Annotated in this window: 22 protein-coding genes and 1 tRNA gene; 14 read left to right on the top strand and 9 right to left on the bottom strand. The window is 70.1% G+C overall.

Features of this window, described 5'->3' with window-relative positions:
- Window positions 1-49: 49 nt before the first annotated feature.
- Window positions 50-1,741 carry a phenylacetic acid degradation protein PaaN gene (paaN, locus tag SAVERM_RS22535; protein ID WP_010985783.1) on the top strand — a complete coding sequence of 564 codons (1,692 nt, stop codon included), beginning with the start codon at window positions 50-52 and terminating at the stop codon, window positions 1,739-1,741.
- A gap of 15 nt (window positions 1,742-1,756) precedes the next feature.
- On the opposite strand, the gene SAVERM_RS22530 is transcribed toward paaN, so the two are convergent.
- From SAVERM_RS22530 to SAVERM_RS22520, 3 genes are read right to left on the bottom strand one after another with little or no spacing between them, the layout of a single operon-like run.
- Window positions 1,757-2,506, bottom strand: a complete 750-nt coding sequence (locus tag SAVERM_RS22530) for a TrmH family RNA methyltransferase (protein ID WP_010985782.1) — start codon at window positions 2,504-2,506, stop codon at window positions 1,757-1,759.
- Window positions 2,503-3,732 carry an HTTM domain-containing protein gene (locus SAVERM_RS22525; RefSeq protein WP_010985781.1) on the bottom strand — a complete coding sequence of 410 codons (1,230 nt, stop codon included), beginning with the start codon at window positions 3,730-3,732 and terminating at the stop codon, window positions 2,503-2,505. Before SAVERM_RS22525 ends, SAVERM_RS22530 begins: the two co-directional genes overlap by 4 nt.
- Complete coding sequence (locus tag SAVERM_RS22520) at window positions 3,732-4,643, bottom strand: DUF5819 family protein (protein ID WP_037647748.1); 912 nt, start codon at window positions 4,641-4,643, stop codon at window positions 3,732-3,734. Before SAVERM_RS22520 ends, SAVERM_RS22525 begins: the two co-directional genes overlap by 1 nt.
- A 310-nt stretch (window positions 4,644-4,953) precedes the next feature.
- Here SAVERM_RS22520 and paaA point away from each other — a divergent pair, with 310 nt between their 5' ends.
- The 6 genes from paaA to SAVERM_RS22490 all read left to right on the top strand — a co-directional run bounded on the left by paaA (window position 4,954) and on the right by SAVERM_RS22490 (window position 9,914).
- A complete protein-coding gene (paaA, locus tag SAVERM_RS22515; protein ID WP_010985779.1) occupies window positions 4,954-5,973 on the top strand; it encodes a 1,2-phenylacetyl-CoA epoxidase subunit PaaA in 1,020 nt (339 codons plus the stop codon).
- Between the two features lies 1 nt (window position 5,974).
- Complete coding sequence (gene paaB, locus SAVERM_RS22510; RefSeq protein ID WP_010985778.1) at window positions 5,975-6,262, top strand: 1,2-phenylacetyl-CoA epoxidase subunit PaaB; 288 nt, start codon at window positions 5,975-5,977, stop codon at window positions 6,260-6,262.
- Window positions 6,259-6,978, top strand: coding sequence for a 1,2-phenylacetyl-CoA epoxidase subunit PaaC (gene paaC, locus SAVERM_RS22505; protein WP_010985777.1), 720 nt, complete (start codon window positions 6,259-6,261; stop codon window positions 6,976-6,978). Before paaB ends, paaC begins: the two co-directional genes overlap by 4 nt.
- A complete protein-coding gene (gene paaD, locus SAVERM_RS22500) occupies window positions 6,972-7,535 on the top strand; it encodes a 1,2-phenylacetyl-CoA epoxidase subunit PaaD (RefSeq protein ID WP_037647747.1) in 564 nt (187 codons plus the stop codon). Before paaC ends, paaD begins: the two co-directional genes overlap by 7 nt.
- On the top strand, window positions 7,535-8,599 hold the full coding sequence (locus SAVERM_RS22495) for a 2Fe-2S iron-sulfur cluster-binding protein (RefSeq protein ID WP_010985775.1): 1,065 nt from the start codon (window positions 7,535-7,537) through the stop codon (window positions 8,597-8,599). The genes paaD and SAVERM_RS22495 overlap by 1 nt, the downstream gene beginning before the upstream one ends.
- A 175-nt stretch (window positions 8,600-8,774) precedes the next feature.
- Complete coding sequence (locus tag SAVERM_RS22490) at window positions 8,775-9,914, top strand: acyl-CoA dehydrogenase family protein (RefSeq protein ID WP_010985774.1); 1,140 nt, start codon at window positions 8,775-8,777, stop codon at window positions 9,912-9,914.
- A 178-nt stretch (window positions 9,915-10,092) separates the two neighbouring features.
- On the opposite strand, the gene SAVERM_RS22485 is transcribed toward SAVERM_RS22490, so the two are convergent.
- The 4 genes from SAVERM_RS22485 to SAVERM_RS22470 form a co-directional block, all read right to left on the bottom strand.
- On the bottom strand, window positions 10,093-10,422 hold the full coding sequence (locus SAVERM_RS22485; RefSeq protein WP_010985773.1) for a rhodanese-like domain-containing protein: 330 nt from the start codon (window positions 10,420-10,422) through the stop codon (window positions 10,093-10,095).
- 62 nt (window positions 10,423-10,484) lie between these two features.
- The gene (locus SAVERM_RS22480; protein WP_037647745.1) at window positions 10,485-11,480 is read right to left on the bottom strand and encodes a J domain-containing protein; all 996 of its coding nucleotides are present in this window, start codon (window positions 11,478-11,480) and stop codon (window positions 10,485-10,487) included.
- A 139-nt stretch (window positions 11,481-11,619) separates the two neighbouring features.
- On the bottom strand, window positions 11,620-13,086 hold the full coding sequence (locus SAVERM_RS22475) for a DUF2252 domain-containing protein (RefSeq protein ID WP_010985771.1): 1,467 nt from the start codon (window positions 13,084-13,086) through the stop codon (window positions 11,620-11,622).
- Window positions 13,087-13,367: 281 nt separating this feature from the next.
- Window positions 13,368-13,751, bottom strand: coding sequence for a winged helix-turn-helix transcriptional regulator (locus SAVERM_RS22470; RefSeq protein WP_037647743.1), 384 nt, complete (start codon window positions 13,749-13,751; stop codon window positions 13,368-13,370).
- 159 nt (window positions 13,752-13,910) lie between these two features.
- On the opposite strand from SAVERM_RS22470, the gene SAVERM_RS22465 reads away from it, so the two are divergent.
- Window positions 13,911-14,564 (top strand): FMN-dependent NADH-azoreductase, encoded by a 654-nt coding sequence (locus SAVERM_RS22465; RefSeq protein WP_010985769.1) that lies wholly within the window; start codon window positions 13,911-13,913, stop codon window positions 14,562-14,564.
- Window positions 14,565-14,695: 131 nt separating this feature from the next.
- Here the strand turns inward: SAVERM_RS22465 and SAVERM_RS22460 are convergent.
- A tRNA-Leu gene (locus SAVERM_RS22460) sits at window positions 14,696-14,779 on the bottom strand.
- A 520-nt stretch (window positions 14,780-15,299) separates the two neighbouring features.
- Between SAVERM_RS22460 and SAVERM_RS22455 the strand changes: the two genes are divergently transcribed.
- The 6 genes from SAVERM_RS22455 to pknB all read left to right on the top strand — a co-directional run bounded on the left by SAVERM_RS22455 (window position 15,300) and on the right by pknB (window position 23,490).
- Window positions 15,300-16,157 (top strand): FhaA domain-containing protein, encoded by an 858-nt coding sequence (locus tag SAVERM_RS22455; RefSeq protein ID WP_010985768.1) that lies wholly within the window; start codon window positions 15,300-15,302, stop codon window positions 16,155-16,157.
- Between the two features lie 10 nt (window positions 16,158-16,167).
- Entirely contained in the window at window positions 16,168-16,695 is a 528-nt protein-coding gene (locus SAVERM_RS22450; RefSeq protein WP_010985767.1) for an FHA domain-containing protein FhaB/FipA, read from the top strand.
- 120 nt (window positions 16,696-16,815) lie between these two features.
- Window positions 16,816-18,360 (top strand): Stp1/IreP family PP2C-type Ser/Thr phosphatase, encoded by a 1,545-nt coding sequence (locus SAVERM_RS22445; RefSeq protein ID WP_010985766.1) that lies wholly within the window; start codon window positions 16,816-16,818, stop codon window positions 18,358-18,360.
- Between the two features lie 26 nt (window positions 18,361-18,386).
- Window positions 18,387-19,835, top strand: coding sequence for an FtsW/RodA/SpoVE family cell cycle protein (locus SAVERM_RS22440; protein ID WP_010985765.1), 1,449 nt, complete (start codon window positions 18,387-18,389; stop codon window positions 19,833-19,835).
- Complete coding sequence (locus tag SAVERM_RS22435) at window positions 19,832-21,316, top strand: peptidoglycan D,D-transpeptidase FtsI family protein (protein WP_010985764.1); 1,485 nt, start codon at window positions 19,832-19,834, stop codon at window positions 21,314-21,316. Before SAVERM_RS22440 ends, SAVERM_RS22435 begins: the two co-directional genes overlap by 4 nt.
- A 170-nt stretch (window positions 21,317-21,486) precedes the next feature.
- The gene (gene pknB, locus SAVERM_RS22430; protein ID WP_010985763.1) at window positions 21,487-23,490 is read left to right on the top strand and encodes a Stk1 family PASTA domain-containing Ser/Thr kinase; all 2,004 of its coding nucleotides are present in this window, start codon (window positions 21,487-21,489) and stop codon (window positions 23,488-23,490) included.
- 62 nt (window positions 23,491-23,552) lie between these two features.
- On the opposite strand, the gene SAVERM_RS22425 is transcribed toward pknB, so the two are convergent.
- The gene (locus SAVERM_RS22425) at window positions 23,553-24,293 is read right to left on the bottom strand and encodes a class E sortase (protein WP_010985762.1); all 741 of its coding nucleotides are present in this window, start codon (window positions 24,291-24,293) and stop codon (window positions 23,553-23,555) included.
- Between the last annotated feature and the right edge of the window lie 12 nt (window positions 24,294-24,305).

The following is a 24,305-nucleotide window of genomic DNA, read 5'->3' as shown; positions in this document are numbered from 1 at the left end:
CAGCTCACCGACTCGAAGAAGAGTCGGTCCGAGGAGGAGTTGGTCCCTCATGGCCGCCGAACTGACCGCGCACGAGCTGATCGCCCAGCACCGGCCCACCCTCGACCAGGCGCTGGAAGCGATCCGCACACGCGCGTACTGGTCCCCGCACCCCGAACACCCCAAGGCGTACGGCGAGAGCGGCAGCCTGGGCGCGGCGGAGGGCAAGGCCGCCTTCGACGCCCTCCTGGGCACCCGCCTCGACCTCGGACAGCCCGGCACGGACGACTGGGTGGGCGCCGAGGTGTCGCCGTACGGGATCGATTTGGGTGTCACCTACCCGCATGCGGACATCGACGTGCTGCTGCCCGCCATGCGCGCGGGACAGCGTGCGTGGCGGGACGCGGGCGCGGAGATCCGCGCGATGGTCTGTCTGGAGATCCTGAAGCGGATCAGCGACCGTACGCACGAGTTCGCGCACGCGGTCATGCACACCAGCGGCCAGGCCTTCATGATGGCGTTCCAGGCGGGCGGCCCGCATGCGCAGGACCGAGGTCTGGAGGCGGTGGCGTACGCGTACGTGGAGCAGGTCCGCACCCCTGACGCCGCGGAGTGGACCAAGCCCCAGGGCAAGCGCGACCCGCTCGCGCTGACCAAGCAGTTCACGCCGGTGCCGCGAGGCATCGCGCTGGTCATCGGCTGCAACACGTTCCCGACGTGGAACGGCTACCCGGGCCTGTTCGCCTCCCTGGCCACCGGCAACGCGGTGCTGGTGAAGCCCCACCCGCGCGCGGTACTGCCGCTCGCGCTGACCGTGCGGGTCGCGCGCGAGGTGCTCGCCGAGGCGGGCTTCGACCCGAACCTGGTGGCACTGGCCGCCGAGCGGCCTGACGAGGGCATCGCCAAGGCGCTGGCCGTGCGCCCGGAGATCCGGATCATCGACTACACGGGCTCGACGGCGTTCGGCGACTGGCTGGAGACCAACGCCCGCCAGGCACAGGTCTACACGGAGAAGGCCGGCGTCAACACGGTGATCGTGGAGTCGACCGACAACTACAAGGGGATGCTTTCCAACCTGGCCTTCTCGCTGTCCCTCTACAGCGGCCAGATGTGCACCACCCCGCAGAACCTGCTGATCCCGCGCGACGGCATCCGCACGGAGGAGGGCCCCAAGTCGTACGACGAGGTGGTCGCGGACCTCGCCAGGTCGGTCGGCGGACTCCTCGGGGACGACGCCAGGGCCAACGCGCTGCTCGGCGCCGTGGTGAACCCGGACGTGAAGGCGCGTCTGGAAGCGGCGGCGGGGCTCGGGGAGGTCGCCCTTGCCTCACGGGAGATCGTCAACCCGGAATTCCCGGACGCGACCGTCCGGACGCCCGTGATCGTGAAGCTGGACGGCGCCAAGCCCGACGACGAGGCCGCCTACATGAGCGAGTGCTTCGGCCCCGTCTCCTTCGCGGTCGCGGTCGACTCGGCGGCGGACGCGGTGGAGCTGCTGCGGCGCACCATCAGGGACAAGGGCGCGATGACCGTCGGCGCGTACACCACCTCGGACGAGGTGACGGAGGCCGTCCAGGAGACCTGTCTGGAGGAGTGCGCCCAGCTGTCGCTCAACCTGACCGGCGGGGTGTACGTCAACCAGACGGCGGCCTTCTCCGACTTCCACGGGTCGGGCGGCAACCCGGCGGCGAACGCGGCGCTGTGCGACGGGGCGTTCGTGGCGAACCGGTTCCGGGTGGTGGAGGTGCGCCGGGAGGCGTAGCCCCCGGGCAGCGGCTCAGGCCGGTGCGCCCCCGGTGGCACTCCAGTGGAACAGCGTCATGGCCACACTGGTCGCGAGGTTGTAGCTGGAGACCTGGGGACGCATCGGCAGGGCCACCAGGTGGTCGGTGCGCGCACGGAGTTCGGCCGACAGACCGGTCCGCTCGGAGCCGAAGGCGAGCACGGCGTCGTCAGGGAGCTTCAGGCCCCGGATGTCGTCACCCTCCGGGTCGAGGGCGAACACGGGGCCCGGCGGCAGTTCGTCCACCGTGAGCCGCTCCACGGCGGTCGCGAAATGCAGACCCGCGCCGCCGCGTACGACCGTGGGATGCCAGGGGTCGAGCGTGCCCGTCGTGACCACGCCGGTCGCGCCGAAACCGGCCGCGAGCCGGATCACCGCCCCGGCGTTGCCAAGATTGCGCGGGTTGTCGAGGACGACGACCGGCGCGCTGCGGGGGGTGCGCGCGAGAGCCTCCAGATTGGCCGCACGGGACGGGCGTACGGCCAGGGCGGCCACCGCCGTGGGGTGCGGGCGCGGCACGAGGGCCTTCAGGGTCTCCTCCGGCACCTCGGCCAGGAGGGCGTCGAGCGTCTCGCGTACGTCGGGGGCGAGTTCGTCGGCGAGGGCGAGCGCGGCCCGCCGGTCGGTGGTGACGGCCACCGGGACACGCGCCTGGAAGCGCACCGCGTGCTTGAGTGCGTGGAAGCCGTCGAGCAGCACGGAGCCGTCGGCGAGCCGATGCCAGGCGCGTACCGGATCGTTCATGCCGTGAAGCCTACGTGCGTGTGCTCGGTCGTCTCCTCGGTGCGCGGCTCCTGCTTGCGCGGGCCCGGCAGCGTACCGCCGCGGCGCGACGACAGCTCCCTACGCGCCCGTGCCGCCCAGCCGCCCAGACGACGCAGGAAGGGCGTGGGCAGGAACACCGCGTCGGCGGCGATCATCGCCAGCGAGAAGAACGGCAGTCCGAGGATCACGGCGATGGCGGCGTGCTCGACCATCATGACCCCGAGCAGAACGTTCTTCACGCGCCGGTTGAAGAGGGTGAAGGGGAAGGCGACCTGCGCCATGACCGTCCCGTACGTCACGAGCATCACCATGATGCCGTGCGAGGCCAGCAGGTCGGACAGCGCGGGCCAGGGCGAGAAGTAGTCCAGGTGGAGCGGGTAGTAGACGGCGGTGCCGTCCTGCCAGCGCGAGCCCTGGATCTTGTACCAGCCGGCCGTCGAGTAGATCAGACACGCCTCGGCCATGATCACGAACATGGCCGCGTTGTGGACGGTGTTGGCGACGATGTCCAGCAGGATCCGCGGCTCGGCGCTGCGCGCGCGGCGGCCCACGAGCCACCACAGGCCCTGAACCGCCCACAGCCCCCAGAAGACCGCCAGCCAGCCGCCGCTGAGCCGGCCCGCGCCCGTCGCCACGGCCAGGGCGAGGCCGAGCACGGCCCACAGCACGGGACCGACCCGGTCCGCGCCGGTCGCCCTGGGAAGCTCGCCACGCGCGCGTGCGTCATCCGTACGCCGGGCCCGCCGCGCGTCCAGGGACCACACCTGGCCGCAGCGCGTGAACACCAGGTAGATCGACATCAGGTGGATGACGTTGTCGCCGCCGTCCCCCATGAAGATGCTGCGGTTCTGCAGCGACAGCACGCCGATCATGAAGAGCACGGACATCGCGCGGGTGCGCCAGCCCAGCAGCAGCAGGGCGCTCGACACGACGGCCAGCGCGTAGACGATCTCGAACCACACCTGGCTGTCGGACCACATCAGGGCCGTGAAGGCGTGGTTGTTCGCGATGAGCTGCTGGGCGAGGCCCCAGGCCCACGGGGCGTCGGGCCCGTACATCTCCTGGCGGTGCGGGAACTCGCGCAGCAGGAACAACAGCCAGGTGGCGGCGAAGCCGATCCGGATGACCGCGCTCTGATAGGGGCCGAGGGCGGCTTCGGTGACGCGGGTGATGCCGCGCGAGATCAACAGGGCGAAGCGGTTCATCAGGCGTTCGCCCCCGTCCCGGAATCCGTCGGGACCGGCCACCAGGGGAGCACGCGGTACATGGGCTTGTCGGAGACCTTCTCGTTGCTCCACCGGGGAGGCTGCACGTTCGTGGTGCTGGACCGGACCTGGACACGCTCGACGGCTTCGCCCCGGCCTGCCGCGTGCTCGCGTTCGAGGCGCAGCCCCACGATGCTGCGCAGATAGCGCTGGGAGAGGTCGCCGCGCATGCCCGCGGGGCGGTTCTCGTTGTCGTGCGTGGCCAGGTAGAAGTCCCAGGCGCGGCGCAGTTCGTTCTGCTGGGTGTGACTCGGCAGCAGATTGCCGTCGATGGCCGCGCCGTCGAGCGCGGACAGGTCGTACCAGCCGGTGGTGCGGTGGCTTCCGTCCTCGGTGCGCACCTCCGCGCGGACCTGGACGGCGATGTTCTGTTGCAGCGGGTTGGGGGCGAAGAGCTTCCAGTTCTGCTCGAACTCGGGATATATCCAGTCGTCGATCGCCCGCCCGTGCTGCTTGGTGACGGTGTTCGAGGGCGCGACGTGCAGGAACACCATGGCGACGTGCACACAGCCCGCGACCGCGACGACCGCGAGGGCGAGGGCGGCGGCGATCTGGTAGCGGAGAGAGAGCGCGGCGATGCCGGTGCGGGGCACGGCGTACGCGTCCGGAAGGGCGGTGACCTGGTGGGGGCCGGGCTCGCCGGCCGGCGTGACTGGCGCGACCGACGTGGCCGGCATGACTGGCGCTCCGCGGTCTGCGGATGCGGGTTCCCGGCCGCCCGGTCCGCTCGGTCCGCTCGGGGACGGGTCGTCGGGTGCGTTCTGTGCGGAGCCGTCGGGCCGGTCGGGCACCGGTCCGTCGGGGCCTCCCGACTCCTGCCGAGGGTCCGAGCCCTCGTCGTACACGTCCATTCCGCCCCGTCTCCCCAACTTCCCGATCCCGGTGACGTCCGATGCCGATGGCCTCGGACCCCGGCCCGCTTCCCGTTTCCGCCGTCGGCCGCGCGGCGGCACATCACCCACACGGAGCACACCGCGGCGTTCGCACCGGAACGCTACTCAGCCCCGCCCGCCCGGCACAGCCCCATGGACACAGCGGCCACAACAGCGGCCACGAGGTTATCCACAGCGGTTGACACCTTACGGCGCCTCGTCCCACCATTGAATCGAGCGAACCGAACGATCGGTCGGTCGGTCGGGATGAGAGGTCGAGGGGGACCGCATGGCGACAGCAGCAGCGCACCAGACGGCCCGCGCACAGGCGGACGGGACGGCAGGCGCGGGCGCGCCTTTGGAGGAGTCCGCGCGCGCGACGGCGTACGAGGCCGCCTTCGACGCCGCCGTGGCGGCCGACGAGCGCATCGAGCCACGCGACTGGATGCCCGACGCCTACCGCTCCACGCTGGTCCGGCAGATCGCGCAGCACGCGCACTCCGAGATCATCGGCATGCAGCCGGAGGCGAACTGGATCACGCGCGCGCCCTCCCTGCGCCGCAAAGCGATCCTGATGGCGAAGGTCCAGGACGAGGCGGGTCACGGGCTGTATCTGTACAGCGCGGCGGAGACCCTCGGCACCGGCCGGGACGAGCTGCTCGACAAGCTGCACTCGGGCCGCCAGAAGTACTCCTCGATCTTCAACTACCCGACGCTCACCTGGGCGGACGTCGGCGCGATCGGCTGGCTGGTGGACGGCGCCGCGATCACCAACCAGGTCCCCCTGTGCCGCTGCTCGTACGGGCCGTACGCACGCGCGATGGTCCGCGTCTGCAAGGAGGAGTCCTTCCACCAGCGCCAGGGGTACGAGCTGCTGCTGGCCCTCAGCCGGGGGACGGCCGAGCAGCACGCGATGGCGCAGGACGCGGTGGACCGCTGGTGGTGGCCGTCCCTGATGATGTTCGGCCCGCCCGACGACGAGTCCGCGCACTCCGCGCAGTCGATGGCCTGGAAGATCAAGCGCCATTCGAACGACGAGCTGCGCCAGCGCTTCGTGGACATCTGCGTGCCCCAGGCCCAGTCGCTCGGCCTGACGCTCCCCGACCCGGAGCCGAGGTGGAACGAGGAGCGGGAGCACCACGACTTCGGCCCGATCGACTGGACGGAGTTCCGCGAGGTCCTCAAGGGCAACGGCCCGTGCAACGAGCAGCGGATAACCCAGCGCAAGCGGGCGCACGACGAGGGCGCCTGGGTACGGGACGCGGCGGCCGCATACGCCGGCAAGCACACCACGGCAGGGAAGGCGTGAGATGACGACCAACGAATGGCCCCTGTGGGAGGTCTTCGTGCGCTCGCGCCGGGGCCTGTCACACACCCACGCCGGCAGCCTGCACGCACCGGACGCCGAGCTGGCCCTGCGCAACGCGCGCGATCTGTACACCCGGCGCGGCGAGGGCGTGTCGATCTGGGTTGTGCCGTCCACCGCGGTCACCGCGTCCTCGCCGGACGAGAAGGACCCGTTCTTCGAGCCCTCCGCGGACAAGCCGTACCGGCACCCGACGTTCTACGAGATCCCGGAAGGGGTGAAGCACCTGTGACCGTCACCGTGCACACCGCGGCCGCCCTGGCCCTCGGCGACGACGCCCTGGTGCTCTCCCACCGACTGGGGGAGTGGGCGGGGCACGCACCCGTGCTCGAAGAGGAGGTCGCCCTCGCCAACATCGCGCTGGACCTGCTGGGCCAGGCCCGCGTGCTGCTGTCGATGGCCGGCGACGAGGACGAGCTGGCCTACCTCCGTGAGGAGCGCGCCTTCCGCAACCTCCAGCTGGTGGAGCAGCCGAACGGCGACTTCGCGCACACGATCGCCCGCCAGCTGTACTTCTCCACGTACCAGCGGCTGCTGTACGGACAACTGGCGGCCGGAAGCGGCGAGTTCGCCGGTCTCGCGGCCAAGGCGGTCAAGGAGGTCGCCTACCACCAGGACCACGCCGAGCAGTGGACGCTGCGGCTCGGCGACGGCACCGAGGTCAGTCATGAGCGGATGCGGCAGGCGTGCGGGGCGCTGTGGCGGTTCACGGGTGAGATGCTCCAGCCCGTCGAGGGGGTGGACGTCGACTGGGACGGGATGAAGTCCGCCTGGCTGGAGTCCGTCGGCGACGTGCTGCGCCGCGCCACCCTGGAGCTCCCCGAGGGGCCGCAGTACGGGGCGTGGACGGCGGGCGCGGGACGCCAAGGACTGCACACCGAACCCTTCGGGCGGATGCTCGCCGAGATGCAGCATCTGCACCGCAGCCACCCGGGGGCGTCATGGTGACGGACACCGCCCTCGAACAGGAACTGCGCAGGCTCGCGGGGTCCGTGCCCGACCCCGAGCTGCCCGTGATCACCCTGGAGGAGCTGGGCGTACTGCGGGCGGTCCACGTACGCGGCACGGACTCGGTCGAGGTCGAGCTGACCCCGACGTACACCGGCTGCCCGGCCATAGAGGCGATGTCCACGGACATCGAGCGCGTGCTGCGCGAGCACGGCATGCGGAAGGTGTCCGTGCACACGGTGCTCAGCCCGGCCTGGTCGACGGACGACATCTCCGCCGAAGGCCGTCGCAAGCTGCGGGAGTTCGGGATAGCGCCGCCGCGCGTACGGCAGGCGTCCGGGCCGAAGGAGCCGGTGGCGGTGGAGCTGGGCCCGACGCGTACGTCCCGTCCGGTCGCCGGCCCCCCCGAGCTCGCGCCGGTGCCCGACCCCGTGTGCTGCCCGCACTGCGGATCGGCCGACACCGAGCTGCTCAGCCGCTTCTCGTCCACCGCGTGCAAGGCGCTGCGCCGCTGTCTGGCCTGCCGCGAACCGTTCGACCACTTCAAGGAGTTGTGATGGCCCGCTTCCACCCGCTCCCGGTGGCCGCGGTCGACCGGCTCACCGACGACTCCGTGGCCCTGACCTTCGCCGTGCCGCCGGCGCTGCGCGAGGAATACCGGCACGCGGCCGGCCAGCACCTGGCGCTGCGCCGCACGGCCGATGGCACGGAGATACGGCGCACCTACTCGATCTGCTCCCCGGCACCGGCGGCCGCCGACGAGGGACCCCGGACGCTGCGGGTCGGGGTGCGCCTGGTCGAGGGCGGGTCCTTCTCGACGTACGCGCTCAAGGAGATCGCCGCGGGCGACGAGGTCGAGGTGATGACGCCGGCCGGACGCTTCACGCTGGAGCCCGCGCCCGGGCTGTACGCCGCGGTGGTGGGCGGCAGCGGGATCACACCGGTGCTGTCGATCGTGACGACACTGCTCGCCCGGGAGCCGGGCGCGCGGTTCTGTCTCATACGCAGCGACCGGACGTCCGCCTCCACGATGTTCCTCGAGGAGGTCGCCGACCTCAAGGACCGTTTCCCCGAGCGGTTCCAGCTGGTGACGGTGCTCTCCCGGGAGGAGCAGCAGGCGGGGCTGCCGTCGGGGCGGCTCGACCAGGAGCGGCTCACCGAGCTGCTTCCGGCGCTGTTGCCCGTAAACCGGGTGGCGGGATGGTTCCTGTGCGGGCCGTTCGGACTGGTGCAGGGGGCGGAGCGGGCGCTGCGCGGACTGGGTGTGGCGCGCTCCCGTGTCCACGAGGAGATATTCCACGTGGACGGCGGGGCGGCGACGGTGCCCGCGGGGCCGGCCCCCACGCACAGCACGGTGACCGCGCGGCTCGACGGACGAGGCGGGACGTGGCCCGTCCAGGACGGCGAGTCGCTCCTGGAGGCGGTGCTGCGCAACCGGCCGGACGCGCCCTACGCCTGCAAGGGCGGAGTGTGCGGGACCTGCCGGGCCTTCCTGGTCTCGGGCGAGATCCGGATGGACCGCAACTTCGCGCTGGAGCCGGAGGAGACGGAGGCGGGGTACGTACTGGCCTGCCAGTCGCATCCGGCCACGGAGAAGGTGGAGTTGGACTTCGACCGGTGAGGTCCGCTCGGTGCCTCCCTGCCGTTCCCTTCTTGTAGAACCTGTTCTATCTTGACGCTCCGTCAGATCAGGTCGTCCGATCGGGCCTGCGGCCTGGTCGCCGGCCCGATGGACCGGTGGACCGGTGACCAGTGACGGCGACCAGTGACCGGTGGGCGTGGAGAGGGGCGGGACCGTGGACTTCACCTTCAGCGAGGAGCAGCAGGCGGCGGTCGAGGCGGCGAAGGCCGTGTTCGCCGGGGTCGCGCCGGACGGAGTGCCGAGTCCGTCACTGACCGCGGGCTCCGTCGCCGACGACTTCGACCGGGCGCTGTGGGCGCGGCTGGCAGACGCGGATCTGCTGAGCCTGCCGCTCGACGCGGAGTACGGCGGCGTCGGCCTCGACGCCATTGCCCTCTGCCTCGTGCTGCGGGAGTCGGCGAAGGTGCTGGCCCGGGTTCCGTTGTTGGAGAGCACCGCTGCGGCGATGGCCGTACAGAGCTACGGGAGCCCGGAGTTGAAGGGGCAGCTGCTGGCGCAGGCGGGCCGGGGAGAGCTGGTGCTGACGGTCGCCGCGAACGGCCGCACCGGGCACGACCCGGCCGAACTCGCCGTGACCGCACGGCAGGACGGTGCCGCGTCGTGGGTCCTGGACGGGGTACAGACCGCGGTGCCCTGGGCGCACAACGCCGACTTCGTCGTCGTACCGGCGCACACCCACGACACGGGCCGTGCCGTACTCGCGCTCGTACCCCGCGTGCACGAGGGGGTCGTCCTGGCCGAGCAGATCTCCACCACCGGGGAGCGGCTGGGTGAGCTGCGGCTGGAGTCGGTAAGGGTCTCCGAGCGGTACGTTCTCGGCGCCGACGGGGCGTGGGAGTGGTTGCGCGAGCTGCTCGCCACCGGCACATGTGCGCTGGCGCTCGGGCTCGGGGAGGGGGTGCTCGGGATGACCAGCGCGTATACGAGCAAGCGGGAGCAGTTCGGGTTCCCGGTCGCCACGTTCCAGGCCGTCGCCGTGCAGGCCGCCGACCGGTACATCGACCTGCGCGCGATGGAGGCCACACTGTGGCAGGCGGCATGGCGGATCAGCACGGGAGCCGGGGGTGCGCTGCCGGCGGCCGGGGATGTGGCCGTGGCCAAGATCTGGGCGTCGGAAGGGGTACGGCGGGTCGTACAGACCGCGCAGCATCTGCACGGGGGCTTCGGCGCCGACACGGACTATCCGCTGCACCGGTATCACGCCTGGGCCAAACATCTCGAACTGTCGCTCGGCCCTGCGCCCGCGCACGAGGAGGCGCTCGGTGATCTGCTGGCGGCGCATCCACTGGGGTGAGGGCCGGGAGCCGGGGCGGAAGCCTGGGTGAGGTCTGGCGCACGACGGACGCACGGCGAGGCAGGACAGAAGGGCACGGCATGGACGCGCGCGAGCAGCTCGGACTTGGGAAACTCCGCGCTGCCCGGCTCCCCGGCTCGGGCCTCGGCTCAAGACCCGGCTCGGGCCTCGGCTCCGGCTAGAGCACGAAGCCCGGCTGTCCCTTGTCGTCCACGACCGGGCGGCCCGCTGCTGCCCAGACCTGCATGCCGCCGTCGACGTTCACCGCGTCGATGCCCTGCTGGGCCAGGTACATCGTGACCTGGGCCGAACGTCCGCCGGAGCGGCAGATCACGTGGACCCGGCCGTCCTGCGGCGCGGCCTCGGTCAGCTCGCCGTAGCGCGCCACGAAATCGCTGATGGGGATGTGCAGCGCCCCCTCGGCATGACCGGCCTCCCACTCGTCGTCCTCCCGGACGTCCAGCAGAAAGTCTCCGTCCGCGAGGTCCGCGACCCCGACCGTGGGCACAGCAGCTCCGAAACTCATACCCCGACGCTACCTGACGGCGGCACCTGGACGGCCCGAGCCCGTCAGCCCTCCTCCAGCTCAGCCAGCTCCGCCAGCTCGGTCTCCCGTGCGGCGACCTGTGCCAGGAGCTGCTCGGCGATTTCCTCGAGGAGGCGGTCGGGGTCGTCAGGGGCGATCTTGAGCATCGCGCCGATCGCGCTCTCCTCGAGCTCCCGGGCGACGAAGGTGAGCATTTCCTTGCGCTGGGCGAGCCATTCGAGGCGGGCGTAGAGCTCCTCGCTGCGACTCGGCTTCCACTCCGCGGGGACGGGGCCCGCGGCCCACTCGTCGGACAGTTCACGCAGCAGTGCCTCGTCGCCCCGGCCGTACGCGGCGTTGACCCGGGAGATGAACTCGTCGCGCCGCTCGCGCTCGGCGTCGTCCTGTGCGAGGTCGGGGTGGGCCTTGCGGACGAGTTCGCGGTAGAGCTTGCGGGCCTCCTCGCTGGGGCGGACGCGCTGCGGCGGCCGTACGGGCTGCTCGGTGAGCATCGCCGCCGCCTCGGGGAACAGCCCGTCGGAGTCCATCCAGCCGTGGAACAGCTCCTCGACGCCCGGCATCGGCATCACCCGGGCACGGGCCTCGTCGGCCTTGCGTATGTCTTCGGGATCGCCGGTGCGGGCAGCCCGCGCCTCGGCGATCTGCGCGTCCAGTTCGTCGAGGCGCGCGTACATCGGGCCGAGCTTCTGGTGGTGCAGCCGCGAGAAGTTCTCGACCTCGACGCGGAAGGTCTCCACCGCGATCTCGAACTCGATCAGTGCCTGCTCGGCCACCCGCACGGCCCGCTCGAGCCGCTCCTCGGGCCTCGGCTCACCCTGGGCCGCCCCGCCCGGGGCACCTTCGCCCGCCCCGTCACCGGCCACGGCATCACCAGCCACGGCGTCACCGGTCACAGCATCCCCGGTCACGGCGTCACCGCCCGACGGTTCCTGCGCCTGGCCGTCCCTCTCGCCGGACCGCTCCTGCGGCTCCTCGGCGGCGGCATCGGACTCGGTCTGCTCGGCTTCGGGCGTCGTCACCCGCCCAGCCTAAGACACGACCCGCCGGACCCCGCCGAGCGCGCCCGTACGGTGCGCCTGCCGCTTCCGCCCGCACCAGCCGCGCCCGCATCTGCCATCGCCAGCACCAGCCGCACCAACATCTGCCCGCGCCTCCCCCTCAGACCCCCATCTCCGCCGCGATCCGGCCACCCCGCACGGCCTCCACCAGCTTCGCGTGGTCCTTCTCCGTGCAGTCCGCGTACGCCACGGCGAATGCCGCCATCGCCTCGTCCAGTTCCTCGTTCTTGCCGCAGTAGCCGGCGATGAGGCGGGGGTCGGCGCTGTGGGCGTGGGCGCGGGCCAGGAGGGCGCCGGTCATGCGGCCGTAGTCGTCGATCTGGTCGGCGGCGAGGGCGCCGGGGTCGACGCTCCCCTTTCGGTTGCGGAACTGCCGTACCTGGAAGTGGCGGCCGTCGACCGTCGTCCAGCCCAGCAGGATGTCGCTGACCACCTGCATGCGCTTCTGGCCGAGGACCACGCGTCGGCCCTCGTGGGCGACATCGGCCACGGCGTGGCCCGCCGTCGACAGGTGGGGGACCAGGGCGGAGGGGCGGGCCTCCTTGACCTGGAGGACGAGGGGTTCGCCGCGGTGGTCCAGCAACAGCACCACGTACGAGCGGGTCCCCACGCTGCCCGTGCCCACCACGCGGAACGCGACGTCGTGCACCGCGTAGCGCGCGAGGAGCGGCAGGCGGTCCTCCGACACCGTCGTCAGGTACTCCTCCAGCGCGGTCGCCACCGCCGCCGCCTCGGCGTCCGGAACGCGACGCAGCACCGGTGACGCGTCCACGAAGCGGCGGCCGCCGCCCTCGACCGGCTCGGTCGACTTCGCCGCGAACCGTCCGCTGGTGTTCGCCCGCGCCTTCTCCGAGACCCGCTCCAGCGTGCCGAGCAGATCGTGCGCGTCCGCGTGCGAGACGAGCTCCTCGTCCGCGATGGCGTTCCACGCCTCCAGGACCGGCAGCTTGGCGAGCAGGCGCATGGTGCGGCGGTACGCGCCCGCCGTGTCGTGCGCCGCCTTCCGGCAGCTGTCCTCGTCCGCCCCCGCCGCGCGCCCGGCGAGCACCAGCGAGGTGGCGAGGCGCTTGAGGTCCCACTCCCAGGGGCCGTGCGCCGTCTCGTCGAAATCGTTGAGATCGATGACCAGCTCGCCGCGCGCGTCCCCGTACAGACCGAAGTTCGCCGCGTGCGCGTCGCCGCAGATCTGGGCGGCGATGCCTGTCATGGGGGTGCGTGCGAGGTCGTACGCCATGAGGCCGGCCGCGCCGCGCAGGAAGGCGAAGGGCGTGGCCGCCATCCTGCCCACGCGGATCGGGGTGAGCTCGGGGAGTCTGCCGCGGTTGGACTCCTCGACCGCGGTCACCGCGTCCGGCCGGTCGACGTCCAGCGCCAGCTCGGCGTGCGCGGCGCGCGGCACCCGGCGGCGCAGCGCCTTGCCCTCTTCCTTGGGCGAGCCGCTCTGCGCGGTCCGGGACGCGAACCCCCGCACCGGGGGAATCCTGGCCGCCCGGGCCGCGACGGCCGCCGCCCCAGCCTCCGAACCGACCGTCTCCGAACCAACCGCCTCTGAACCGACCTCGGTCACTGCGACCGCCTCCCCCGCTGCACAAGCAGCCGCCCGAACGTCACGCGAACATCAACTCGTGCAGACCGTACAACCGGCCGGCGAAATCGCGTCAGACCCTGTGGACAACTCCGCGGTTGTGGAAAACCCCGTGCCGAAAGCACACCGGCCCACCGGCCCACCGATCGACGGATCCCCGACACCCGGAACGCCTCCGCCCTACGCCCAGAACGCCTACGCCTACGCCTACGCCTACGCCCGGAACACCTACGCCTACGCCTTGCGCCCGGAGGTCCGGTGCCTCACGTGCGGAACTCCTCCGGACACCGCCCGTCCTCCGCGAGATACACCCCGGCCCAGGTCCGCAGCTCCCCGAGTGAGGCTTCGAGCGCGGCGCCGGCGGTCGTCAGCCGGTAGGCCACCCGCAGCGGCGGTCCCTCGTCGACCTCGCGCACCACGAGCCCGGCCGTGGCGAGTTCCGTGAGCCGGTCCGAGAGCATGCGCTCGCTGATGCCGGGGATCGCCCGACGCAGCTCGGCGAAGTGGACGGGCCGTTCCAGCAGCACGGCCACGATCAGACCTGTCCAGCGCTTGCCGAGCAGCTGGAAGACGCGCGTGATGCCGTCATCGACACGCGCGCACGGCTGCTGGTGCGCCTGCTGCTCGTGACTCTCCTGGACCGCCATGCCCCCAGCGTACTGGCGCCCCACATAGGGATGAAAAAAAGTAAGTAGCTGTGTTATCTATAGTCCAGTACGCAGTGCTGCTGACCACACCCGGGCGGAAGCACGGACCGTGCCCTGACCACCCACCCCTTTATTTGGCAACCTTTCTGGAGCCCCCCCATGGCCACCCTTCTCCACATCGACTCGTCCGTGTTCCCGAGCGCGGCGTCCGCGTCGCGCGCCGTCGCGGAGACCTTCCGCACGGCATGGCAGGAGCAGCACCCGGACGGCACGGTGATCTACCGCGACCTCTCCGCGAACCCGGTGCCACACATCACCGCCGACGCCCACACCGCCGGTTTCGCCGACCCGGCCACCCACACCCCCGGGCAGGCCGCCGCGTTCGCCGAGCGCGAGAAGCTCATCGCGGAGCTGGAGCAGGCCGACGCGGTCCTGATCGGCGCACCGATGTACAACTACGCGATCCCGTCGACGCTCAAGGCGTGGCTGGACAACGTGATCCTCATGGGCCGCACCGCCGCGAACGAGAACTCGAAGGTGACGGGCACCCCGGTAACGGTCATCGCCAGCCGCGGCGGCTCGTACGCGCCGGGCACCCCGCGTGAGCCCTACGAGTACGTGCAGAACTACCTGAAGGCCGTCCTGAGCGACGCGCTCGGCCTCGAACTGGAGTTCATCGTTCCTGAGCTCACGATGGCGGCGCACAACCCGGCGATGTCCGAGCTGGTCCCGCTCGCCGAGGCCTCCCGCGCCAAGGCCCACGAGGACGCCGCCGCGAAGGCCAAGGAACTCGCGGACCGCTTCGCCGCCTGAGCCCGCCCGGGCCTGAGAGCTTCCTCACAACCCGCCACAACCCACCACGACCGATCAGGCCCCGCCCCGGGCCCCGGGTCCCGACAACGCGAAAGCCCCGCAGGTCTGAGACCTGCGGGGCTTTCAGCTTGTGCGCGAGGGGGGAGTTGAACCCCCACGCCCTTGCGGGCACTGGAACCTGAATCCAGCGCGTCTGCCTATTCCGCCACCCGCGCATTGGGTGTGCCTTCCGGCTCCTGCCCCTTGCGGTGCTGGCGCCTTCCGACATCGAGAAGATTAGCACGCTGGAGAGGGTGGGTTCACATCGCTTTCCCGGGGGCACGGAGAGCGAGCGGGCGCAGGTCACCGGCCCCGGCATCACACCCCTCACCACCTCGAACCCGACGCCCTCTCGCCACGTATCAGGGTGTGCTTGTTCACGTATCAACCTCGTACCGGTCCTGCCCGTCTCCCCTGGAGGCGGGCAGGGTCCACAGTCAGGTGCGGGACACTTGTCTGCGGCCGCCTCTACGATCCTTGGCATAAGGAGTTCGAAGGGCAGCTGTGCAGGGAATCCGGCAGAGGACCTCAGTGGGCTTCGACACCCGTCGACCGGGCCGACAGGGGGAACCAGCCGATTTCCCGGCGCGTGGATACGATCAGTAAGCAGTACCAGGAAGACGTCAGCAAGCGGGCGGCGGCAGAAGCGGTACAAGCAGTACACAGGACGGAAGCAGTTCTAGGAGGAGGTGCCCCATGGGAGTCCTGAAGAAGTTCGAGCAGCGCCTCGAAGGTCTGGTCAACGGCACCTTCGCCAAGGTGTTCAAGTCCGAGGTCCAGCCGGTCGAGATCGCAGGCGCACTCCAGCGGGAGTGCGACAACAACGCGACTATCTGGAACCGCGACCGGACCGTCGTACCCAATGACTTCATCGTGGAGCTGAGCACGCCCGACTTCGAGCGTCTCAGCCCCTACTCCGGCCAGCTCGGGGACGAGCTGGCCGGCATGGTGCGCGACTACGCCAAGCAGCAGCGCTACACCTTCATGGGCCCCATCAAGGTCCACCTGGAGAAGGCGGACGATCTCGACACCGGTCTGTACCGGGTGCGCAGCCGTACGCTCGCCTCCACCAGCAACCAGCAGGCCCCCGAGCGCGCCCCCGCGGGTCCGCCCGCGGGCCGCGGCGGAGCCATGGCGGGAGGCTACGGCTATCCGCCGGCCGCCCCCGCGGGCGCTCCGCCCATGCCCTCCGCCCCGCCGCCCGGCGGGCGCCCCGGCCCCGCGCCCACGGCCCACCGGCCGGGCGCACCGGCGGCCCCGCAGTCCGGCGGCCGTATCCGGCACTGGATCGAGGTCAACGGCACCCGCCATCAGATCTCCGGCCCGACGCTGGTGCTGGGCCGCAGCACCGAAGCCGACGTGCGGATCGACGACCCCGGCGTCTCGCGCCGGCACTGTGAGATCCGGACCGGAACGCCCTCGACGATCCAGGATCTCGGATCCACCAACGGCATCGTGGTGGACGGGCAGCACACCACCCGCGCTACGCTCCGCGACGGCTCGCGGATCGTCGTGGGCAGCACCACCATCATTTACCGGCAAGCCGAAGGGTGAAGCGGGGGCAATGTCAGAGCTGACCCTCACGGTCATGCGGCTGGGTTTCCTAGCCGTACTGTGGCTGTTCGTGATCGTGGCCGTGCAGGTCATCCGCAGCGACCTGTTCGGAACGCGCGTCACACAGCGCGGCTCGCGCCGGGACGCCAACAGGCAGCAGCCGGCCGCGGCCCGCCAGGCCGCGCCTCCACAGCAGCGCCAGCAGGCGGCGCCGCCGAGCGGCGGCGGCCGCCAGCGCCGTGGCGCTCCCACCAAGCTGGTCGTCTCCGAGGGCACCCTCACGGGCACGACGGTCGCGCTCCAGGGGCAGACCATCACCCTGGGCCGTGCGCACGACTCCACGATCGTGCTGGACGACGACTACGCCTCCAGCAGGCATGCCAGGATCTACCCGGACCGCGACGGCCAGTGGATCGTCGAGGACCTCGGATCCACCAACGGCACGTATCTCGACCGGACCCGGCTGACGACTCCCACACCGATTTCGCCGGGTGCGCCGATCCGCATCGGCAAGACCGTCATCGAGCTGCGGAAGTAGTACGACAATGAGCGAGCGGAGCGAGCACGCAGCGGCGGTCCACACGACGGGCCCCGGCGCGCTCCCGACCGGAGGGTGGGCACCGTGCGGATGTACCCGGAGCCGACGGGCGAGGTGCGCATGAGTCTGTCACTGCGCTTCGCCGCCGGATCGCACAAAGGCATGATCCGCGAGGGCAACGAGGACTCCGGTTACGCCGGACCGCGCCTGCTCGCGATCGCCGACGGAATGGGCGGCCAGGCCGCCGGTGAGGTCGCCAGCTCCGAGGTGATCTCGACCATCGTCGCGCTCGACGACGACGTGCCCGGTTCCGACATCCTCACCTCGCTCGGCACGGCCGTGCAGCGCGCCAACGACCAGCTGCGGATGATGGTCGAGGAGGACCCCCAGCTCGAGGGCATGGGGACCACCCTCACCGCCCTGCTGTGGACCGGGCAGCGCCTCGGCCTCGTCCATGTCGGCGACTCACGCGCGTACCTGCTGCGGGACGGCGTGCTGACGCAGATCACGCAGGACCACACCTGGGTGCAGCGCCTCGTCGACGAGGGACGCATCACCGAGGAAGAGGCCACCACCCACCCGCAGCGCTCCCTGCTGATGCGCGCGCTGGGCAGCGGCGACCACGTCGAGCCCGACCTCTCCATCCGTGAGGTCCGCGCCGGCGACCGCTACTTGATCTGCTCCGACGGCCTCTCCGGAGTCGTGTCCCATCAGACGATGGAGGACACCCTCGCCAGCTATCAGGGCCCGCAGGAGACCGTGCAGGAGCTGATCCAGCTCGCGCTGCGCGGCGGTGGCCCCGACAACATCACCGTCATCGTCGCCGACGTCCTCGACATCGATGCAGGTGACACCCTCGCCGTGCAGCTCTCCGACACCCCGGTCGTGGTGGGCGCGGTCGCCGAGAACCAGAACCAGCTGCACGACAACGGCGCCATGCAGACGCCCGCGGGCCGCGCCTCGCACCTGGGGCGCCAGCTGCCCGGGCAGGGAGGCGGTGGCGGCGAGTTCGGCCCGCCCGGCTCCGGCGACACCACCGGCTACGTCCCCGCGGGCAGCTTCGGCAGCTACTCGGACGAGGACTTCGTCAAGCCGCGCACCGGCCTCAAGTGGCTGAAGAGATCCTTCTACATCGTGCTGGCCCTCGCCGTCATCGGCGGCGGAACGTACGGTGGCTACCGCTGGACGCAGACGCAGTACTACGTCGGCGCCAGCGGCGAGCACGTCGCCCTGTACCGGGGCATCAGCCAGGACCTGGCCTGGGTCTCACTCTCGAAGGTGCAGAAGGACCACCCCGAGATCGAACTCAAGTACCTGCCGCCGTACCAGCAGAAGCAGGTCAAGGCGACCATCGCGGAGGGCGGTCTCAAGGACGCCGAGTCGAAGGTCAGCGAACTCGCCGTACAGGCGTCCGCCTGTAAGAAGGACGCCCTGCGCCGTGCTTCCGAGAGCCAGAACAACGCCAAGACCGGCGAGGGCGAGGCAGGTGGGACCACGGGAACCACAAAGACCTCTCTGACGTCCAAGGCCACGTCGTCGCCGACCCCGAACCCGTCGACGTCGGCACCGTCGTCCTCCAAGTCCAAGACCGCACCCACTCCCACACCCGGCCCCAGCCTCTCCGACGAAGAGCAGAAGCTGGTCTCGCTGTGCGGTAAGCAGTAAGAAGCCGTGAGGGGCCCTGTCACACCATGAGCAGTAGTACGAACACGCCGACGCACCACACGTCGACCATCGGCTCGATCGGCGCACCGAGCCGCCGCAACACCGAGTTGGCGCTGCTGGTGTTCGCCGTCGTCATCCCGGTCTTCGCGTACGCCAACGTCGGCCTGGCCATCGACGACAAAATGCCCGCCGGGCTGCTGAGCTACGGCCTCGGCCTCGGCCTGCTCGCAGGCGTCGGCCACCTCGGCGTACGCAAGTTCGCACCGTACGCCGACCCGCTGCTGCTGCCACTGGCGACGCTGCTCAACGGCCTCGGCCTGGTGATGATCTGGCGTCTCGACCAGTCCAAGCTGCTCCAGTCGCTGCCCAACTTCGCCCAGGCAGCGCCCCGCCAGCTGATGTACACCGCGCTGGGCATCGGTCTGTTCGTCGCCGTGCTGATCTTCCTCAAGGACCACCGCGTCCTGCAGCGCTACACCTACATCTCCATGTTCGGCGCCCTGCTCCTGCTCCTGCTGCCGCTGGTTCCGGGCCTCGGCGCCAACATCTACGGCGCCAAGATCTGGATCTCGATTCCCGGCCTGGGCACCCTCCAGCCCGGCGAGTTCGCGAAGATCATCCTCGCGGTCTTCTTCGCCGGCTACCTCATGGTCAAGCGCGACGCGCTGGCCCTCGCCAGCCGCCGCTTCATGGGCCTCTACCTGCCGCGCGGCCGCGACCTCGGCCCGATCCTGGTGGTCTGGTTCGTCTCCATCCTGATCCTGGTCTTCGAGACCGACCTCGGTACCTCGCTGCTGTTCTTCGGCATGTTCGTGATCATGCTGTACGTCGCCACGGAGCGGACCAGCTGGATCGTCTTCGGTCTGCTCATGTCGGCGGTCGGCGCCGTCGGCGTGGCGAGCTTCGAACCGCACATCCAGACGCGTGTCCAGGCCTGGCTCAACCCGTTGCACGAGTACAAGCTCAGCCAGGCCGGAACCCACGACGGCATCCTCCACTCCGAGCAGGCCATGCAGGCCCTGTGGGCCTTCGGCTCCGGCGGCACGCTCGGCACCGGATGGGGACAGGGTCACTCGGAACTCATCCGGTTCGCCGCCAACTCCGACTTCATCCTCGCCAGCTTCGGCGAGGAACTGGGCCTGGCGGGGATCATGGCGATCCTGATCATCTACGGCCTGATCGTGGAGCGCGGCATCCGAACGGCGCTCGCGGCCCGCGACCCGTTCGGCAAGCTCCTCGCCGTCGGCCTCTCCGGCGGCTTCGCGCTCCAGGTCTTCGTCGTCGCAGGCGGCGTCATGGGGTTGATCCCGCTGACCGGTATGACGATGCCGTTCGTGGCCTACGGAGGTTCCTCCGTCATCGCCAACTGGGCGCTCATGGGCATCCTGATCAGAATCAGCGACACCGCCCGCCGCCCGGCACCCACACCCGCGCCCAGCCCCGACGCCGAGATGACCCAGGTGGTCCGCCCGTGAACAAGCCCCTGCGCCGGATCGCGATCTTCTGCGGGCTCCTGGTCCTCGCCCTGCTCATCCGTGACAACTGGATCCAGTACGTCCAGGCGGACACCCTGAAGTCCGACACGAAGAACCGCCGCGTCGCCATCGAGCGATACGCCACACCGCGCGGCGACATCATCGTCGACGGCAAGTCGATCACCGGGTCCGCGAAGGGCACCGGCAGCGGCTACAACGACTTCGAATACAAGCGCACCTACAAGGACGGCGCGATGTGGGCGCCCATCACCGGGTACGCCTCCCAGGCCTTCGGCGCCACCCAGTTGGAGAGCATCGAGGACGGCATCCTCACCGGCAACGACGACCGGCTGTTCTTCCGCAACACCCTCGACATGCTGACCGGCAAGAAGAAGCAGGGCGGCAATGTCGTCACCACCCTCAACGCCGCCGCGCAGAAGGCCGCGTACCAGGGCCTGAAGGCGCGCGGCAAGGGCGCCGCCGTGGCGATCGACCCGGAGACCGGCGCGATCCTGGCGCTGGCCTCGACCCCCTCGTACGACCCCTCGACCTTCGCGGGCAACTCCACGAAGACCGACGGCGAGGCCTGGACGAAGCTCCAGAAGAAGAACAACCCCAACGAGCCGATGCTGAACCGGGCGCTGCGCGACACCTACCCGCCGGGCTCCACCTTCAAGGTGGTCACCGCGGCCGCCGCGCTCGAGAACGGGCTGTACAACGGCGCGGACCAGAAGACCGACTCGCCGCTGCCGTACACGCTGCCGAACACCCGCACCGAGCTGAAGAACGAGGGGAACATCCCCTGCAAGAACGCGACGATGCGGGTCGCCCTTCAGTACTCCTGCAACACCGTCTTCGGCAAGATCGGCGCCGACCTCGGCAAGGAGAAGATGCTCGCGCAGGCCAAGAAGTTCGGCTTCAACGAGGAGCAGTTCACGCCGGTGCGCGCCAGCGCCTCCAACTTCCCCGAGAAGATGGACAAGCCGCAGACCGCGCTCAGCTCGATCGGCCAGTTCGAGACCGCCACGACCCCGCTGCAGATGGCCATGGTCGCCTCGGCCGTCGCCAATGACGGCACGCTGATGAAGCCGTACATGGTCGACAAGCTGCAGGCGCCGAGCCTGGACGTGCTCTCGCAGACCGACCCGCAGGAGATGAGCAAGCCGCTCTCCGAGAAGAACGCGCAGATCCTGCAGTCCATGATGGAGACGGTCGTCAAGCAGGGCACGGGTACGAACGCCCAGATCTCCGGCGTCACCGTCGGCGGCAAGACGGGTACCGCCCAGCACGGTCTCAACAACAGCGAGAACCCGTACGCCTGGTTCATCTCCTACGCGAAGCTCAGCGACGGCAGCTCGCCGGTCGCCGTCGCCGTGGTCGTGGAGGACGAGAACGCCAATCGCGACGACATTTCCGGTGGCGGTCTCGCCGCGCCCATCGCCAGGAGCGTGATGAAGGCAGTCATCGACAGCAAGAAGTGAACCCCGTCACGTCCCCTTCACATCAGTGCACGTTGCGATACCGGTCCTGTATCGGGTGGCGGATGTGGCCAGGTCACACAAGGCGAGCCGGGTACGGTAAGCCCGGACAGCACACCGCCGGACCACACGAGGGTGTGGTCGGGACCGACGGAGAGGGCTGGTAGGAAGCTATGGAAGAGCCGCGTCGCCTCGGCGGCCGGTACGAGCTGGGCCATGTGCTCGGCCGTGGTGGCATGGCCGAGGTGCATCTCGCCCACGACACCCGGCTCGGCCGCACCGTGGCGGTGAAGACGCTGCGGGCGGACCTCGCACGTGACCCGTCGTTCCAGGCCCGGTTTCGCCGGGAGGCCCAGTCGGCCGCCTCGCTCAACCATCCCGCGATCGTCGCCGTGTACGACACGGGTGAGGACTACATCGAGGGCATCTCCATCCCGTACATCGTGATGGAGTACGTCGACGGGTCCACGCTGCGCGAGCTGCTGCACTCAGGGCGCAAGCTGCTGCCCGAGCGCACCCTGGAGATGACCATCGGCATCCTCCAGGCCCTCGAGTACTCCCACCGCGCAGGCATCGTCCACCGCGACATCAAGCCGGCGAACGTCATGCTGACGCGCAACGGCCAGGTCAAGGTGATGGACTTCGGTATCGCCCGCGCGATGGGCGACTCCGGCATGACGATGACGCAGACGGCCGCGGTCATCGGCACGGCCCAGTACCTCTCGCCGGAGCAGGCGAAGGGCGAGCAGGTCGACGCACGCTCCGACCTGTACTCGACCGGCTGTCTGCTCTACGAGCTGCTGACCGTACGTCCCCCGTTCGTGGGCGACTCCCCGGTCGCGGTCGCGTACCAGCACGTACGCGAGGAGCCGCAGCCTCCGAGCGTCTTCGACCCCGAGATCACGCCCGAGATGGACGCGATCGTCCTGAAGGCGCTGACCAAGGACCCGGACTACCGCTACCAGTCCGCCGACGAGATGCGCATCGACATCGAGGCGTGCCTCGACGGCCAGCCCGTCGCGGCCACGGCGGCCATGGGGTCGGTCGGCTACAACGGCTACGGCGACGACCAGGCGACGACCGCCCTGCGCGCGGACGCCGGCGCCACGACGATGCTGCCTCCGATGAATCCGGACGACGGCGGCTTCGGCTTCGACGACCGCCCGGACCGGCGCCGCCAGAGGGACCAGAAGAAGTCGAACACGTCGACGATCCTGCTGGTCGTGGCCGGTGCGCTGGTCCTGATCGGCGCGATCCTGATCGGCAAGTGGATCTTCGACGGGGACCGCGCGGCCAACGACACCGTTCCGGCCCCGAACTTCGTCGGTCTGACGCTGGCCGACGCGAAGCAACAGGCCGTCAACGGCGATGTGAAGCTGTCGATCACGAAGAAGCCGTGCGAGGACCAGGCGAAGGGCAACGTCTGCTCGCAGAGCCCGGACGCCAAGACCAAGGTCAAGAAGAACAGCCTGGTCAATCTGGTCCTGTCGACCGGGGCACCCAAGATCGCGGTTCCGGACGTCACGGGCCTCACTTTCGGCAAGGCGAAGTCCCAGCTCGAAGACAAGGGCTTCAGGGTCGAAAAGAAGACCGAGGTGTCGGACCAGACACCCGGCGTGGTCACTGCCCAGGACCCCTCGGGCGACTCTGAGCGGCAGAAGGGCACCACGATCACCCTGACCGTGGCGGCAGAAGCGCAGAAGGTCACGGTCCCCGACGTCACCGGCAAGAGCTGTGACGAGGCCAAGCAGCAGATGCAGGCCAACAACCTCACCGGCAACTGCACCGAAGTCGACACCAGCGACGCCTCGCAGGCGGGCAAGGTCATCCAGACCTCGCCCACGGCGGGCACCGAGGTGAAGAAGAACTCCGCGGTGGACATTCAGGTCGGCAAGGCCCCGCAGCAGGTCGCCGTCCCGAACCTGGGGGGCCAGTCCCTCAAGGACGCCAAGAAGGCCCTCCAGGACGCCGGTCTGAACGTCGGCAACATCACGGGCTCCCAGGACGACAACGCCATCGTCATCGCCTCGGATCCGCAGGCGGGCACCCAGGTCGCCCAGGGCACCGCGGTCAATCTGACGGCCGCGGGCGGCAACAACAACAACGGCGGGAACAACAACGGCGGCACCACGTTCTTCGGAGGAGCCACCGGAACGGCGTTCCGCACGGAGGACTGACCCGCCCCGTCCACGAGAAAGCCCCGGCCACCGCTCACGGTGGCCGGGGCTTTCTGGTGGGTTCAGCCCAGTTCCCTCGGCGGGGTCCGCTTCGCGTTCACCTTGTCCACCCGCACGAGCTTCCCCCACACGATGTACCGGTACTCCGACGTGTAGACGGGCGTGCACGTCGTGAGCGTGATGTAGCGGCCCGGCTTCGTCACGCCCGCCTGCTTGGGGAGCCCGGCCACGACCTTCACGTTGTACTTCGAGGTCTCCGGGAGGATCGCGAAGACCTTGTAGACGTACCAGTCGTCCTTCGTCTCGAAGACGACCGGATCGCCCTTCCGCACCTTGTCGATGTTGTGGAACTTCGCGCCGTGCCCGTCCCGGTGCGCGGCCAGTGTGAAGTTGCCGTTCTTGCCGGTCATCGGCAGCATCGCCTTGACGGGGTCCGTGTAGTAGCCGGCCACACCGTTGTTGAGGACCTGCGTCGACGTGCCCTTCCTGACCAGCACCTCGCCGTTGTTCATCGCGGGTACGTGCAGGAAGCCGATGCCGTCCTTGGTGTCCAGCGCCCCCGGCCCGGTGTCGGAGGTCTCCCATTCGTGGCGCACCTTGTCGGCCTGCTGGTTCGCCTTGCGGTCCGCCAGGACGTTCGTCCACCACAGCGAGTAGACGACGAACAGGCCCAGTACCAGGCCCGCCGTGATGAGGAGTTCACCGAAGACGCTGACCGCCATCGCGATCCGGCCACGCAACCGGTGTCCCGGCTCCGGCACCCCCGCCTCGGCACGCTCTTCCTGGTCGGTCGTCGCTGCCACTGTTCATCTGTC

This window comes from Streptomyces avermitilis MA-4680 = NBRC 14893 (assembly GCF_000009765.2).
Taxonomy (GTDB): domain Bacteria; phylum Actinomycetota; class Actinomycetes; order Streptomycetales; family Streptomycetaceae; genus Streptomyces; species Streptomyces avermitilis.
Note: the sequence above shows the minus strand (reverse complement) of the source record. Positions and strands in the feature narration are given on the sequence as shown.

Bases quoted from the DNA above. Each gene is read 5' to 3' on its own strand.
- paaA (WP_010985779.1), top strand. From the start codon at position 4,954: ATGGCGACAGCAGCAGCGCACCAGACGGCCCGCGCACAGGCGGACGGG.
- paaN (WP_010985783.1), top strand. From the start codon at position 50: ATGGCCGCCGAACTGACCGCGCACGAGCTGATCGCCCAGCACCGGCCC.
- paaD (WP_037647747.1), top strand. From the start codon at position 6,972: ATGGTGACGGACACCGCCCTCGAACAGGAACTGCGCAGGCTCGCGGGG.
- SAVERM_RS22445 (WP_010985766.1), top strand. From the start codon at position 16,816: ATGAGTCTGTCACTGCGCTTCGCCGCCGGATCGCACAAAGGCATGATC.
- SAVERM_RS22520 (WP_037647748.1), bottom strand. From the start codon at position 4,643: ATGGACGTGTACGACGAGGGCTCGGACCCTCGGCAGGAGTCGGGAGGC.
- SAVERM_RS22495 (WP_010985775.1), top strand. From the start codon at position 7,535: ATGGCCCGCTTCCACCCGCTCCCGGTGGCCGCGGTCGACCGGCTCACC.
- SAVERM_RS22465 (WP_010985769.1), top strand. From the start codon at position 13,911: ATGGCCACCCTTCTCCACATCGACTCGTCCGTGTTCCCGAGCGCGGCG.
- SAVERM_RS22440 (WP_010985765.1), top strand. From the start codon at position 18,387: ATGAGCAGTAGTACGAACACGCCGACGCACCACACGTCGACCATCGGC.
- SAVERM_RS22455 (WP_010985768.1), top strand. From the start codon at position 15,300: ATGGGAGTCCTGAAGAAGTTCGAGCAGCGCCTCGAAGGTCTGGTCAAC.
- SAVERM_RS22450 (WP_010985767.1), top strand. From the start codon at position 16,168: ATGTCAGAGCTGACCCTCACGGTCATGCGGCTGGGTTTCCTAGCCGTA.
- paaB (WP_010985778.1), top strand. From the start codon at position 5,975: ATGACGACCAACGAATGGCCCCTGTGGGAGGTCTTCGTGCGCTCGCGC.
- SAVERM_RS22525 (WP_010985781.1), bottom strand. From the start codon at position 3,732: ATGAACCGCTTCGCCCTGTTGATCTCGCGCGGCATCACCCGCGTCACC.
- SAVERM_RS22470 (WP_037647743.1), bottom strand. From the start codon at position 13,751: ATGGCGGTCCAGGAGAGTCACGAGCAGCAGGCGCACCAGCAGCCGTGC.
- pknB (WP_010985763.1), top strand. From the start codon at position 21,487: ATGGAAGAGCCGCGTCGCCTCGGCGGCCGGTACGAGCTGGGCCATGTG.
- SAVERM_RS22530 (WP_010985782.1), bottom strand. From the start codon at position 2,506: ATGAACGATCCGGTACGCGCCTGGCATCGGCTCGCCGACGGCTCCGTG.